Source organism: Paenibacillus sp. J22FR83, from assembly GCF_059691955.1.
Genome location: NZ_JCAUAM010000004.1, coordinates 344758 through 359612 on the forward strand (window position 1 = coordinate 344758; position 14855 = coordinate 359612).

The window sequence follows — 14855 nt, forward strand, 5'->3', positions numbered from 1 at the left end:
ATGGCGTCTGTACTTACTGTTCTTGCATTAGCTGTGGGTACGTTCTGGCTAGAAGCGCCAAAACTATTGCGGCAAAATCATAAACGCGAATTTATCATATTCACAATGTTCCTGTTGCTAGCAAGTGGTTCGTATGTCTTGCTAACCTTAGAGGTTGTTTTACCGAACCCATTCAAAATCGTTGAATGGATGATCGGTTGGATGATTTAATTTCAGGCTGACTGCAGGATTGAGGAGGTCCAATGAGTACATTTGACAATGCTACCATTTCTGTACGCCAATTTACGATCTTGATCATTCTTGGTGTTATTGGAGATTCAATTCTCATTATGCCGACAATCCTTGCGAAATCTGCGAAACAAGATGCTTGGTTGGCTGTAGTATTGGCGCTCTTTCTTGGGTTCGTAACTGGGGGTATCTTTGCTGCTGTTGCGAACAAGCTTCGCAGGCGGCGACTTTTTAATTTAATTAGACTACATTTAGGTGTCTGGGTTGGTAGTATAATCATCCTTCTATTTTTATTTGAATTCTACATGTGTTCGCTAACCTTGTTAAGTGAGATGAGTCAGTTTATGACAACGCAATTGATGCCAGAAACACCCATTAATGCGATCATCGTTGTCTTTATTTTGGTTATCATCATCGCATACAAGTATGGTGTTGAAGCTTTTGCTCGAATGAGCGAGCTGTTGTTTCCTGTCTTTATCCTTTTGTTCCTTATTCTCGTCGTATTACTGCTGCCACAAGTGGAATTTGCTAATTTGCGCCCCATAGCAGCAGGAGGAATGGGGGAGATCTGGCGGGGAGCATTCATGGCGTTTGCAACAGCATTTTCAGAAATGGTTGTCCTTCTTATGCTAGTACCCAATGTTACTGGTTCTGCTTCGCTAACCAAACCCATCTTAACAGGTTACGCGATTGGCGGTGCCATTTTGTTTATTATCGTAATGCTGTGCTTGCTTGTGTTAGGACCCAATTTAATGGAGACGAAATATTATCCTACCTTTGTACTCGCTCAGAAAATCACGATTGGACATTTTCTAGAGAGGTTAGAGGCGGTTATGGCTTTCTTATGGTTCATATCAGTGTTCTTCAAGACGTTGCTTATCTTTTTCTCGCTTACCTCAGGTATGGCAGAGCTGTTTCAATTGAAAGAGAGTCATATGCTGACAATTCCTTTGAGCATGCTGTTACTCGTGGGAACCGTAGTAGGAACACCTAATATTACAGAGTATAATCTCATTCTGGAGAAGTATTATTCGATGTTTGATCTTATTTTTTGCATCGGTATTCCTCTGCTGTTACTTGCGTTGTTTTATATACGGGATAAACCCAAGAATAGTGTGACAAGTGAAGATGACACCCATGAACCAGCTGTTTAAAATGAAGGAGCGAGGGACGCCTGCAGCAACGGGAAGTAATACCAGAGATACTAAATACAACGGATGGATTTCTATGGTGCATTCAAGTCAACCGTGCATGCGAGCACTGTAGTACTGTAGATTTTCTGGTTAGCGGACGTCACGGCGTCTGCTTTTTTGACGTTTCTAGTAGTATTCAATCGGGCAAAGCTTGTTCCGCTTTCGTACCATGCCTTTCTGGACAAGGGACATAAACTATCTAGAACTACTATATTGAGAGTGTGGTATAGATGGAAAATGAACTTCTCGCAGCAATTGCGGACACATACGGTTTGTCGATCGAACAGGTTGAAACTATCCGTGACACTTCACGTTCCTATGTCATGAAAATCACGGCCACCCAAGGCAGCTTTGTGTTAAAAAGAATGCATATGGATAAGCGCCGATTACAATTTATGCTGGAAACGGAAGACTTTCTTAGGAGCCGCGGCATTCACATTCCAATCGTTTATCAGACAAAAGAGAATAAGAAATATGTGGCCTATACAGGTCACGTGTATGTTCTCCAGGAATGGATTTGTGCCCATTCTTACCCATTGGTCAGCGTAGAAAAGGCCGTTCAGTTAGCTGAAATACTTGGGAAAATGCACGAGTTGTCTAAAGCGTTTCATTCTTCCCATGGAATACTTCGATTAGGTGGTGCGAAGTGGGTACAAGAGTATCAAGAAGCTCTTCATTTTCTGGGCAGATGGAAAGGGAAGCAGGAAGACACTGAGGAGCCTTGGCGCAAAGCGGTATTAACCTATATGGATTATTATATGAAAATGGGTGAATACGTAAAAGAGCATATAAATGCCTATTGCACAGCTGGCGGGGAAGCTCATGCACAAGTCGTTCTTAGCCATCATGATTTTCATACGCAAAATATTTTGCTGAATCCCTCTGGGGATGTTTATATCATTGATTGGGAGTTTGTTCGATTTGATTTGCCTTCTAGGGACGTGAATCGATTGTTATATGCGATGATAAAAAAGTCGAAAACTTGGAATCATCGTGCATTTGTTAAAGTGATGCGTGCATATCTGCAAATGAACCCTTTATCTAAGTATGAAATGAAGCTGTTGTATCTTGATCTGGCGTTTCCTCATAATCTGTGCCGTAATCTGATTTGGGGGAAATTCAAAGGTATGACTGAGAATCAAATCCATGATCTCCTGCAGAAAGAAGCAGCTAAAACTGAATTTATGATCGAGTTGTATCTCAGTCAATCGTAATGAAATAGAGAAAAAAGATGCCTCGTCAACCGAATCGGTTGAGAGGCATCTGTATTTTTTAATACGCTAAAGCAAATAGTCCGTGAATGTGCGAAAGATAACGAACGTTACTTGCTTCTTTCATTAGTGTAGCAGGTAAGCCCTTTAATTGTGTGTTCTTACCGCCGATTGTACCGACGCCATCTTTACGACCAAGACTGCCTAGTGTTCCTGAGAATACAGGCACGAATTTATCCATTACGCCGCCTTTAAGTTGAACAGATAAGTTGTAACCAACCGTTTCACCCATTTGCCAAGCAAGTTGTGCAGTAGGGGGATAGGGTCTTTCGCTGCCTTCAGGGAAGACAACTGCGCAATCACCCGCTAAGAAGATATCTGCGTGTGATGTGGATTGCAATGTTGAAGTTACCGTAGCACGGCCACGATCTTCTGCGATGCCACAGCTGCCGACTACCTGGTTGCCTTTAACGCCGCCAGTCCAAATAATCGTACTTGCTTCAATCGTTTGTCCGCTTTTCAATGAAACTGTATTGCTCGTAGCTTCCGTGATTGCAACGCCAGTCAAGAAGGTAACGCCACGTTTCTCAAGGCTGGACACTGCACGCTCGATGAGTACTGGTGGGAACACAGGAAGAATGGCTGGGCCTGCTTCCACGCAGTAGATGGAGATATCATTGAAATCAATGCCTTTAGCACGGCATACTTCAGGAAGCTTATCTGCAAATTCACCGACAAGCTCAACTCCCGTTAAACCACCGCCACCAACCACGATAGTTGCATCGGCTTTATTGCCGGAAGCTTTGTAAGCGTCCAAACGAGCTTCAACGTGTGCGCGAATGCGGTTAGCGTCAGAAGCGGATTTCAGAATTAAACTGTTCGCTTCCAACCCAGGAATACCGAAATAATTCGTTTCACTGCCAAGTGCGACTACAAGCGCATCGTATTTATGTACCGCACCGCTGCTTGTAAGGACTTGTTTTTTATTAGGTTTAATTTCTTGAATTGTGTCAACAATGATATTGACATTTTTGTCGCCTAGCAGCTTCTGTAGGGGAAGCGCAACAGCCTGCTCTTTAATCGTACCGCCTGCTAATCGATGTAATTCAGTAATGATTTGGTGCGTAGAAAATTTATTAATAATCGTAATGTTTGCTTCAGAAGCAGATAAATGTTTGCGAGCGGTTAATGCAGTCAAGAGACCGCCGTACCCGCCGCCAAGAATTAGTATTTGTTTAGCCATCGTTACCATCCCTTGTCCGGATTAATTTTTTCGTTCAGCGAGTACGTTCAAGAATGCTTGTGCAAATCGAAGTGTTTTCTGTACTTCAGGGTCTTTCAGCATTTTCAACATTCCGAATAGACCGATGGTTGTGCTAACGTCAGCTTGCGAACGCTCACCAGCTTCAATTGCTGCCGAGGCGATGTTTTTTGCTTTTTCTTGTACAGGTTTTACGAATTCGCCAATACCTTGAGCAAAATCATTAATAAGTACTTTATCAGTCGCCACATTTTGTGCGAAATCGTATGCTTTGGTAAGCATGTTAACCATTTCAGCAAGTTTAGGGAGATTATCCACCAGGATCGTTAAAGATTCTTGCACCTCTGGTTTCAATAATTGGTCGAGTACGTCTAAAGATTTGGGTTCAGCTGCAATCTGAACAGGTATTTCTTGAACAGTTGATGTCTGTGACATATGACATATCCTCCTTCGCGTAGAAAAAACGTATTACATTATTCTACACCTTTTGACAATAAAAATATAAAGACAGATATATCAAATTGGTGAACATTGCTATGTAAAACGCAACTTGATGGCGAAATGGGCCTTATCGCCACCGAGCGAGCTTGCAATCGCACCAGTTACTCCAAGAAGCGTAAGTAATCCTCACTCTCACTAACTTCGGATAATCGGAACGCAAGGGGGGATAATCCCACCATTTTATGAAAAACCTTTCCGAAGTAGCTCAAGCTGGTATAACCGCATAGTGAAGCAACATTTGTGATGGACAGCTCATGATTGCGCAGAAGCTCGGCTGCTCTCTCGATACGCCGGTTGCGGACATAGTCCATCGGGGTTATGCGGAAGTAGTGGGGGAACATTTTGCACAAATAATATTTATCTAGCTGTGCAACTTCTGCTAACCGATCCAAGGTGAGATCTTCCGCAATATGGTCTTGAATGTAAGTGACAACGCGCTTGTAGGGGGAGGGGATCTCCGAACGAGTTGTTGCGTTTCCTTCTAATAAACAGCGGTGTAGTGAAAGCATCCATTCATATATTCGAAGTGAAAAATCGAAACGATCATTCAATTGGTTTGCTGCAGTATCGGAATACAATCGCCAAAGGAGCTGGATGGGAGCGGTATTAGATTGAAGTTCGAAAACTGGTCCCACCATTTGAAGCAAATCTTGTCGCAGCCATTCTTCCTTAAACCCCTCGAAACGTATCCAAATAAACTCCCATTGATCACAAAGTGTCGAATCAAATGCGTATTCATGATCGGACGGGATAGAAACTATGAACGCATGGCCCTTCGGAACGGTGTAATGTTCTTTTCCCATGCGAAGTTTGCCTGCTCCTTGTATGGACCATTGAAAAATGACCCCTTGCCCGCCTCGCTTAAGTCCGTTCCATTGGTAGTTCTCGTCCGCGACCGTGCTGTGTCCAACCGATAGGAGCTTGAGAAGATGGCCATTCTCACTATCCTTATCTGTGTATCTAAAACCATAGGATTTATGCACAATATTTTACCACCAATCATCAAAATGTTACTATTTTACCTCTTCTTACAAGGATGTATAATGTGCTTATTAAATAATATATTACCATATTGGAGGTTGCGGTAGATATGCCCCTTAAGGAATGGTTGGATTGTTATGTGCGCGTTGAAGGGATTTTGCTTCGAGTGGGGAATGGCAGAATAGAAAGGTCCTGGTCATTCGCCAGCGGCCATGCGGTTAATGTCTCCATTTTCGATAAAAACAAAGGTGAAGAATGGCTTGCGTCGGAAGCCGATTCCCCAATGTTTCAACTTCCAGGGTTGTCGGATGAACAGCATCCGCATGCTATATTCATTTCGTCACTCGTTGCGAATGATTACGGCATTTCTCAACCATATCTACAAACGAATGTAGACATTCACCTTGAAGCGATCTCCACGATGCATCGATTCACATTGAAGATCTATCCAGATGCACCGTTTATTCGACATGAGATATCCGTGATGCCAGTTCATCATTTTAGAAGCAAAGATAGCCTGATCGACAAAGAACCGAACCTCGTATGGACCGAAGATGATTTTAAAACAAATCGCACACTTTCCCCTGTTTCATTACAATTAGATTCGAATAATAAGCATAATTACACTGTATTGTCTGATTATTGTGAACGTATGTTACTTCGAGATCTGCATTGCCGATGGACATCGGTTCAATTTCTTGATCAGACGGATACGAATAATAACCTTGTGAGTCAGGAGACAGGTTTGATTTATGTGAGAGAGAAGCGGAACTTGCGCGGAAATCTCCTGTTCCTTACGAAAACACTTCAGGAGAGCGGCTTATTAATCATAAAAGAAGGGCCGACAGAATTGGGGATCTACGGTAACTCTCGCATGGAATTTCAATTTCACGGGAAGAGTTTGAGTCTGCTAGGGACGGGGGTCAGCGAAGCGGATTTGCGCGAAAACGTAGAAATGACTGCATATGGAGTAACCGTCGGTGTATACGATGGGACAACGCTTGGAGGTTATGACTTACTCCAGACCTATCATCGTAGTCTTCGTGCTCACATTGCGGATAGGGATAGTTTCATGATGAGTAACACATGGGGAGATCGCTCCAAAGATGGCGCCATCAGCGAGGCGTTTCTACGTAAAGAATTAGTTGCGGCAGCAGCGCTGGGGTTGAGCATTCTGCAAATTGACGATGGTTGGCAAAAGGGTGCGACGGTAAACTCTGTTGATGCAGCGACGAAGTCGAATGGCGGACTGTGGAGCGATTATTACAGCGGTGATGGCGATTTCTGGGAAGTTCATCCGGAAAGGTTCCCAGACGGTCTCACACCGATCGTTTCGCTTGCCGCTGAACTTGGGGTAGCCTTGGGTTTGTGGTTCTCCCCGGACTCCGTCCGTGACTTTATAAACTGGGAAAAGGACGTTGCGACTTTACTGCTTCTTCATAGGAAATACAATATTCGAACATTCAAGTTAGATGGTATTGAAATACGCTCAAAAGTAGGAGAGATTCGTTTGCTGAATATGATGCGATTCGTTCAGAAAGCGACCAATGGGCAAGTTGATTTCAATATCGATACGACTGCGCAGAAGAGATTAGGTTACTTTGGGCAAACGCAATATGGCAGCATCTTTCTTGAAAATCGTTACACGGATTGGAGCAATTATTATCCTCATTGGACGCTTCGCAATTTATGGATGCTTGCTCCTTATTTACCATCTTCGAGGCTGCAAATGGAATTCTTAAATGTTAACCGCAACACGAATAACTATGCAGAAGATCCTTTAGCTCCAGATGCTTGTGGGCAAGTCTATGCTTTTGCAGCGACGGCTTTCTCGAATCCATTAGCATGGATGGAACTAACGGGATTAACGAAGAAGCAAATGGGTTCTCTCACAACAATGATTCAAGCGGTAAAGCCATATCATGCGGATATCTTAGCTGGACAAGTTTTACCAATTGGTGATGAGCCATCGGGAGCTGGTTGGACAGGTTTGCAAAGTATTTGTAGTCCCGCACACGGCTATTTCATCATCTTCCGAGAGCTGCACGAATCCGACATTGCCGTTATGAAGCTTTGGGGTGTGAGCGGTGAAGTAAACGTCACAGAGCTACTGAGAATGGATGTCAAAGATGAAGTGCTTGTTCCTCAAAGACAGTATCAAGTAACGTGGGAATCGACACAACAAGGAGATTATGTAGTTACGCGACCAGCGCCATTTACATTCGTCATGTATCGCTACGATAATTCATCAGTTTCTAACTAACCGCTGAACAACTCAATAGAGGTTGGCACTTTGTCTTCAACGACATCGGGCCAACCTCTTAGTTTGCCTATTTACTCAAGTGCCTTCTCATATAGAAACGTCAACTCAGTCCAACTTCAGCAGGGATGCTGCGCAGAGAGCTGGAGAAACAAGGAATGAAATTTCTTCTGGAGAAGCAGACGGAGAAAATTCTTGGCAAGAAGCGAGTAGAGGGTCTTCTGTTTAAGGATGGCAGCAAAGTGGAAGCCGATCTATTTGTTATTGCAGTCGGTGTCGACCTAATATTAAGCTTGCAGCAGATAGTGGGATTGAAAGAAATTGTGCTATTATGGTCAATGACGATATGGAAACGAATGTGCCAGATGTGTATGCAGTCAGGGAATGCGCGGAGCATCGTAATACGGTCTATGGGTTGGTGGCCCCGCTATATGAGCAAGGTAAAGTGTTGGCTAAGAAGATTTGCGACGTGGAGACCGAGTGCTATCAAGGGTCAATTTTGTATTCCCAATTAAAAGTATCGGGTGTTGAAATCAATGGGTTGAACGTATTGGGATTACGCAGTTACGTGAACATTTATTCAATCTGACCATTCGAATGAAGCTGCTTCGCAGATGGCAGGTTGAAAGCAAGTTGATAGAACCACAGCAAGTAAATTCGCAGCCCACAGCTGCTTTGGTCAGGTGAGCTTATGAGTCTATTTTCACAGCAAGATCATATCGTTGCTACTTCTTTACATGTGATGGATACGCAGTGCCCGTTTTGCAGTGTACAGTGTAAGATGCAAGTCATCGAAGATTGTAATGCCTCCAGTGGAAAGTCTGTTTATTCTGTTGTGCCGAAGCCTAATCAAGCATCAGAAGGACGCCTCTGTATCAAAGGTATGAAAGCATACCAGCATGTGCTGACAGGTGAACGTATACTCCATCCAATGATGAAGCGGAATGGTCGTTTCGAGCGGATTTCCTGGAGCTATGCTTATGAGCTCATCGTAAGCAAATGTAATGGTCTCCGTGAAACTTATGGCAACCACACGGTAGGATTATACGGTGGCGGCTCGCTTACGAACGAATCCGCATATTTATTAGGCAAATTCGCGCGTGTTGCACTGCAAACAAAGTACATTGATTATAATGGAAGATTCTGTATGTCGGCTGCAGCATCGGCCGGGGTGAAAGTATTCGGGATTGACCGAGGGATAACGAACCAACTATCGGACATTGAATTAGCCGAGTGCATCATTCTTGCGGGAACGAATATTGCGGAGTGTCAACCTACGCTGATGCCTTATTTTACAAGAGCGAAAGAGAAGGGTGCCATCATCATAACCATCGATCCGCGTGAAACGGGTACAACACGTATCTCCGATATTCATTTACAGGTGAAACCAGGCATGGATGCGACTTTGGCCAATGGAATGCTCAAAGTACTGTTAGAGGAAGGTTGCTTAGACGAAGAATTTGTAGCTAAAAGAACAACAGGATTTACGGAATTGAAAGCGCATCTTGAAGCACTGAATATGGAAGAGATCGCCAACATGACCGGAGTTTCGGCTGCATTGATTCGCGAGGCTGCACTGAGTTACGGCAAAGCGCAGACGGGAATGGTGTTTACAGCGAGAGGCGTTGAGCAGCAAACGGATGGTCATATGGCCGTTCGCAACTTCCTGAATCTTGTACTCCTAACTGGTAAAATCGGCAAGCCTGGCTGCGGCTATGGGGCTGTTACAGGACAAGGGAACGGCCAGGGCGGTAGAGAACATGGTCAAAAAGCGGATCAGCTACCAGGTTACCGACTGATTGAGAATCCCGCGGATCGTGCGTATGTCGCAGGTGTTTGGGGCATAGATCCGAGCGAGTTACCCGGTAAAGGCGTGTCTGCTTACGAAATGATGGAGAAGATTCATGAGCAGGAGATTCGCGCGTTAATCGTGATGGGATCGAATCCGCTTGTTTCGAATCCGAATGCGAACTTCGTTGAAGAAGGGTTGAAGAAGCTTGATTTCCTTGTTGTTGCAGATTTCCTCATCTCCGAAACGGCCCAGTTAGCTGATTTGATATTACCGGTAACGGCTTTTTTAGAGAATGCCGGGACGGTGACTAACTTGGAGGGACGCGTACTACTGAGAGAAGCTGGTCGTGCAGCTCCCGGCGAAGCTAAGCATGACTGGCAGGTGCTATGTGAGCTTGCTGAGCAGTTTGGGCGAGGTCAATTTTTTCGATTTGAACATGTGGAAGAAGTCTTTAACGAGCTTCGACTCGCAAGTCGTGGTGGAACAGCAGACTATTATGGCATTACCTATGAGCGATTGCGGAAGGAAGAAGGCGTCTATTGGCCTTGTCCGGAAGTGGAGCATCCAGGTGTCAAACGCTTATTCGAATCCGCATTTCCGCTTCCAGCGGGAAGAGCACTCTTCACAACCGTGGAGAATCATCTGCCCAAAGAGCAGACCAGTGCAGATTTCCCGCTGTATTTGACCACTGGCCGCGTGCTTGTGCATTATTTAACAGGCGTGCAGACTCGCAAAAGTCCAGCGTTAGCTGCTAGAGACGTAGAGTCTTTCATGGAGATCCATCCTAGAACGGCGAAGAAAAACCATATCGAAGATGGGACACTTGTGAAGTTGACATCCAAACGCGGTGAAATTTATGTGCGTAGTCGCTTTAGTGATGCGATTCGGGAAGACACTGTCTTCGTTCCGATGCATTGGGGCGATACGCAGAACGTCAATAAATTAACGAATGATGCCCTCGATCCAACCTGTAAAATGCCTGGGTTTAAAGTTTGTGCGGTCCAGGTAAGTCCGTTAGTATCTCTGAATATGTATACAAAATAAACGGCTACGCCGTCCTTTGAAGGACAGGAGCGTTTATCTAGAAATTCAGCATAATTAGTAAGCAAACTTATAAATTCTGATATTCAAATGAAAAACCGAACTCGTCGATCTCTTATAACGATGAGTTCGGTTTCTTTATATTTGAGTAAGATGATAAGCATATTCCATGGGTCTGCGATACAAATCCTTTAATTTGAATCCCTTTAGATCCTCATATATACTTTTTTGAGGCATGCCATTAAGTTCAATAATCCATAATTTACTTTGTTTGTCCAGTACAAAATCCACGCTCAATTCTCCTAAATTTCCCATGAGAGTCTCTGCTTCTTGAGCGGCCTTGACACTCACATCATTCAAAGATTGCAGGATTTCATTTGCTTTTTCAGACGCATATAGTCGATGGAGAATTTCGGCTACCTCATAGACACGTTCACACATACTCGTGTTAAAGTAATGTTCATGTGCCACTCTACAAGCGATGCTGGCAATCTTCCATTGACCAACTTTTCCCTTCTGAACAAGAACCCGGATGTCAAAATATTGACGATCGAGTCGACTCATTTGGATCCCTTCTTGGACCAAATAGGTCTTTTGTCCGAGAAGCTCATCTAGCTTTTCTTGAATGCTTTCATTTTTCCTACAAATAATTCTTGGTGCTAAACTGTGTAAGGAAATGTGAATATCTTCATTCTCTAAGCGATCAATTCGATAGACAGACGTACCTCTAGATCCATAAATCGGTTTTATAAAGAGAAGATTATTTATCTCTAATTGTTCTGCTAGGTTCACTTCATGATATTGAAATGTACGGGGTACATATTGCGAAAGACTCGATTGTTGCAACTGGTTGTAGATGTCCCACTTATTGAAATGATTAATCGTATTGAAACACATACGCTTACCTATTATTTTCTCCAGACGTTGAATAGTCATCGAGACTTTGTTGAAACAACGGTTATAGACGACACGTGGAAAAGGGAATATACGTTGTATCCATTTGCCATTGTTCAAGCTGAGTCCAATAATACGTTGCTGTCTCCAACGTATATCTGCTGGAGTAAAGGCGTAAAGTCTCAGATTTTTACTTTGATAACGTTGACAAAGAGCTAAAATTCTTTTTCTACTATTCCGTTTAGTTACCATAATACCTATCCATGGGCGCTTGTCCATTCCAACACTCCCTAACCATCGAACCATCTTAAGTAGCTAATGCTAACGCAGTCATTTTGGTATGGGACAATAACATAGATGAATAGAGTTTTGAGTGAATAATGGTTCTATTTCCCACTTTTTATATTTTGATAGGCATATACTGTGTCTATCTATTTAGGCATTTAATATGATGAATTACGTTTAAAAATAGGGAGATGAGAATAGTATGGGAAAATGTAATTGCCCCCCTGGACCGCCCGGGCCAGAAGGGCCGCGAGGTCCCCAAGGACCTGCGGGAACATCAGGGGGAGCGGGCCCTACCGGAGCATCAGGACCTGCAGGATCAGCAGGGTCAACGGGAGCTACAGGGTCTACGGGGCCAGAAGGGCCACGTGGTCAAAGAGGGGAAGAAGGTCGACGAGGGCCTCGAGGGTTTGAAGGTCCAGAGGGACCAGCTGGTGAAGCAGGAGCAACGGGTGTTACGGGAGCTACTGGGGCTACTGGGGCGGGAGCAACGGGAGCAACAGGAGCTACGGGAGCGACAGGACCAGAGGGGGGACCACCGGGACCAACTGGGCCAACGGGAGCACCGGGAGCAGGGGGAGCAACAGGTCCAACTGGCGCAACGGGAGCAGCAGGAACAGCGGGAGCAACAGGTACAGCAGGAGATGCAGGGCCAACCGGACCAACCGGAGCAACGGGTACAGCAGGAGATGCAGGGCCAACCGGAGCAACGGGAGCAGCGGGTACAGGGGGAGCAACAGGGCCAACCGGGGCAACGGGAGCAGCAGGTGGCGGAGGATTAATTCCATTTTCAACGGGTATCATCCTTAGTGGGGCTACAGTCGTATCGGCTGCGCCAATTTTAATGGGATTTGGTAATCGAACAGTTGAAGTTATTGATGGTTCTGGAGAATCTACGATGCCACCAGAAGCAGGTGGTTTTGCATTTCCAATTCCTTTTAATGGAACCGTTCAAAATTTACAAATAAGTGCTGATTTGTTGGTCGCTTCAGTAGCTTCGATCAATGTGACACCTCTTGTCTATGATTTCACAGTTTTCAGAGCTCCTTCAGCTCCTAATAATGGGGTTAGTCACCTTGCTTCTCTTTACTTGACAACTCCACTGACTAGCTCGGTTTCTTTTGGAGGTCCTGGTAATACGGTTATTGCCGGTACTTTCTATGCAGCAACTAATATTAATCTCGGATCATTAGGTGTCGTAGCAGGTGATCGTATTGGTATACGTATAAGGACGAATGTAGCGTCTGATCCTTCAGCAGCTGATATTACCCAACTCTCGTTTAGTGCATCCTTATCTTATACGCCTAGTTAAAACAACGTGTCCGTAATTAATTTAGTTAGTTTATGTTCAGTTCAGGAACTCTCCCAATAGGCTGCTTTGTGCAGCTTATTTTTTTTGCAGTTGTATTATCATTTTTGTAGCTAGTAGAAGCGAATGAATACGTGCTAGTGAATAGGGGAATATAATCGTTGGCTTGGTAATGCTTGTATCGTATATCAAAGGAGTAGGATTATGGGAAAGCTTGATGGTAAAGTTGCGCTCATTACTGGAGGAAGCAGTGGAATCGGTTTGTCCGCTACGCAACTGTTCATTGCAGAAGGTGCGAAAGTTGTGATCACAGGGCGGAATCAAACGACGTTAAACAACGTGGCGAAGGAACTTGGTGCACATGTCCTTGCCGTTCAAGCGGATGCGGCTGATCAGGTTAGCATGGAACAGGCAGTGGCCCAAACCATCTCAGCCTTCGGCAAACTCGACATTGTGTATGCGAATGCGGGTATTGCATCCCCTACACCATTAGGAGGTACTGAGCTTTCGGTTTTCGAAGAAGTACTTCAGGTGAATATAACTGGCGTCTTCTTCACCGTACAAGCTGCTTTACCTTATTTGAAGGAAGGGGCTTCCGTTATCTTGACGGGTTCAACGCGTGCAACGGATGGTGCTCCGGGAAGAGCAGCTTATGCGGCAAGTAAAGGAGCCATTAGCTCCATGGCAAGAGTTTTCGTATCCGAGCTTTCGCCACGAGGTATCCGAGTAAACACAGTGGTGCCAGGGGCAACACGTACAACCATTTGGAAGAAAACAACCCCTGAAGAAACCGCTAAGTTAGAAGCAACACAAGCTCGAACGATACCGCTCAACCGTATGGGGGATCCAAGGGAAATTGCTAATGTGGCCTTATTCCTTGCTTCTGACGAGTCTTCTTTCGTGCAAGGAGCAGAGATTACAGTAGATGGGGGAGCACGCTCAGCTCCATTCGGAGCACCTATTTACCGTGAAGGATGATTCACGGACAAACCAGAGATATGGAGGATACAATGAGAATACTTGAGAATAAGATCGTTCTAATCACCGGCACAGGTGGAGGGCTTGGACGCGCTGCGGCGCTCACTTTTGCCAGAGAAGGAGCAAAGGTAGTTGGATGTGATATTAATGTTAATGCGAACGACGAAACAGTTGAGCTAATACGTAGTTCCGGTGTGAAATGAAGGGTGTTGCACCGTTCGATCTAACTGACCACTAACAGGCGCGGAAAATGGTTGAGGATGCCGTGGCTGCCTACGGCGGGCTAGACGTTGTCTATAACAACGCGGCGATTCAACGTTTCGGTCCGATGCCCGATTTCTCAATAGAAGATTGGCGGGTAACCATAGCCGGCGAACTCGACATCCCTTTCTTCGTCTCGAAATTTGCATGGCCACATCTGGTTCAGCGGGGTGGTGGGGTCATCATCAACGTCGCGTCCTTGGCGGGTTTGATCGCTGGTGAGACCCCTCCGATGGTCGGGCACTGCGCAGCGAAAGCAGGTGTCATTGCCATGACGCGGCAGTTCGCGCTTGAAGGCGCGCTCCATGGGATCCGTGCAGTGGCGATTAGTCCCGGTCCGTTCTTGACACCGGCGAGTGACCGCGACCTTGGCGACAATCAAGCGGCCCGGGACGCAATCACCAAAAAGACGCTTCTCAAGCGTTTTGGCCAACCCGAGGAGCTGGTGGAGCTCGCAGCTTTCATCGCTTCGGATAGGGCTTCCTATATCACAGGGGCAAACGTCCCGGTCAACGGCGGTGCATCTGCTTGGTAATAGGTGGATACGCCATTTGATATAACCTTAATAAAAATCACAATTAGAGGGGCATGCTGCATAGCAGCTCTTCTTTTTTTGTTCTTTCAAGCTACCATTGCTCACTTAAATCTGTGTTGACAAAA

General features: G+C 45.1%; 13 protein-coding genes and 1 pseudogene. 10 read left to right on the forward strand and 4 right to left on the reverse strand.

Translation table 11 applies throughout. The features are described 5' to 3' along the window. From AC58PV_RS10025 to AC58PV_RS10035, 3 genes are all read left to right on the forward strand, one after another. Positions 1-210, forward strand: a complete 210-nt coding sequence (locus tag AC58PV_RS10025) for a hypothetical protein (RefSeq protein WP_068667524.1) — start codon at positions 1-3, stop codon at positions 208-210. 32 nt (positions 211-242) lie between these two features. Further along, positions 243-1382, forward strand: a complete 1140-nt coding sequence (locus AC58PV_RS10030; RefSeq protein WP_497432107.1) for a GerAB/ArcD/ProY family transporter — start codon at positions 243-245, stop codon at positions 1380-1382. A gap of 269 nt (positions 1383-1651) precedes the next feature. After that, positions 1652-2635 (forward strand): CotS family spore coat protein, encoded by a 984-nt coding sequence (locus tag AC58PV_RS10035; protein ID WP_497432108.1) that lies wholly within the window; start codon positions 1652-1654, stop codon positions 2633-2635. 58 nt (positions 2636-2693) lie between these two features. Here the strand turns inward: AC58PV_RS10035 and AC58PV_RS10040 are convergent, their stop codons facing one another. The 3 genes from AC58PV_RS10040 to AC58PV_RS10050 all read right to left on the reverse strand — a co-directional run bounded on the left by AC58PV_RS10040 (position 2694) and on the right by AC58PV_RS10050 (position 5377). Next, positions 2694-3875, reverse strand: a complete 1182-nt coding sequence (locus AC58PV_RS10040; RefSeq protein ID WP_497432109.1) for an NAD(P)/FAD-dependent oxidoreductase — start codon at positions 3873-3875, stop codon at positions 2694-2696. A gap of 21 nt (positions 3876-3896) precedes the next feature. Further along, positions 3897-4328, reverse strand: a complete 432-nt coding sequence (locus AC58PV_RS10045) for a DUF1641 domain-containing protein (RefSeq protein WP_497432110.1) — start codon at positions 4326-4328, stop codon at positions 3897-3899. Between the two features lie 167 nt (positions 4329-4495). Next, positions 4496-5377: a helix-turn-helix transcriptional regulator gene (locus AC58PV_RS10050; protein ID WP_497432111.1), complete on the reverse strand. Its 882-nt coding sequence runs from the start codon at positions 5375-5377 to the stop codon at positions 4496-4498. 107 nt (positions 5378-5484) lie between these two features. Between AC58PV_RS10050 and AC58PV_RS10055 the strand changes: the two genes are divergently transcribed. The 3 genes and pseudogenes from AC58PV_RS10055 (at position 5485) to nasC (ending at position 10471) form a co-directional block, all read left to right on the forward strand. Beyond that, positions 5485-7638: an alpha-galactosidase gene (locus AC58PV_RS10055; protein ID WP_497432112.1), complete on the forward strand. Its 2154-nt coding sequence runs from the start codon at positions 5485-5487 to the stop codon at positions 7636-7638. 95 nt (positions 7639-7733) lie between these two features. Then, a pseudogene (locus tag AC58PV_RS10060) lies at positions 7734-8170 on the forward strand (FAD-dependent oxidoreductase); the annotation flags it as partial. Between the two features lie 156 nt (positions 8171-8326). Then, positions 8327-10471: an assimilatory nitrate reductase catalytic subunit NasC gene (nasC, locus tag AC58PV_RS10065; protein WP_497432113.1), complete on the forward strand. Its 2145-nt coding sequence runs from the start codon at positions 8327-8329 to the stop codon at positions 10469-10471. 135 nt (positions 10472-10606) lie between these two features. Here nasC and AC58PV_RS10070 read toward each other — a convergent pair whose 3' ends face one another. Next, positions 10607-11641: a YheC/YheD family endospore coat-associated protein gene (locus AC58PV_RS10070; RefSeq protein ID WP_497432114.1), complete on the reverse strand. Its 1035-nt coding sequence runs from the start codon at positions 11639-11641 to the stop codon at positions 10607-10609. A 208-nt stretch (positions 11642-11849) separates the two neighbouring features. Between AC58PV_RS10070 and AC58PV_RS10075 the strand changes: the two genes are divergently transcribed. From AC58PV_RS10075 to AC58PV_RS10090, 4 genes are all read left to right on the forward strand, one after another. Next, positions 11850-12959, forward strand: coding sequence for a BclA C-terminal domain-containing protein (locus tag AC58PV_RS10075; protein ID WP_497432115.1), 1110 nt, complete (start codon positions 11850-11852; stop codon positions 12957-12959). Between the two features lie 201 nt (positions 12960-13160). Then, positions 13161-13934 carry an SDR family NAD(P)-dependent oxidoreductase gene (locus tag AC58PV_RS10080; protein WP_497432116.1) on the forward strand — a complete coding sequence of 258 codons (774 nt, stop codon included), beginning with the start codon at positions 13161-13163 and terminating at the stop codon, positions 13932-13934. Positions 13935-13966: 32 nt separating this feature from the next. Continuing rightward, positions 13967-14137 (forward strand): SDR family NAD(P)-dependent oxidoreductase, encoded by a 171-nt coding sequence (locus tag AC58PV_RS10085; protein WP_497432117.1) that lies wholly within the window; start codon positions 13967-13969, stop codon positions 14135-14137. Positions 14138-14184: 47 nt separating this feature from the next. Further along, positions 14185-14730, forward strand: a complete 546-nt coding sequence (locus AC58PV_RS10090) for an SDR family NAD(P)-dependent oxidoreductase (RefSeq protein WP_497432118.1) — start codon at positions 14185-14187, stop codon at positions 14728-14730. The last annotated feature ends 125 nt before the right edge of the window (positions 14731-14855 follow it).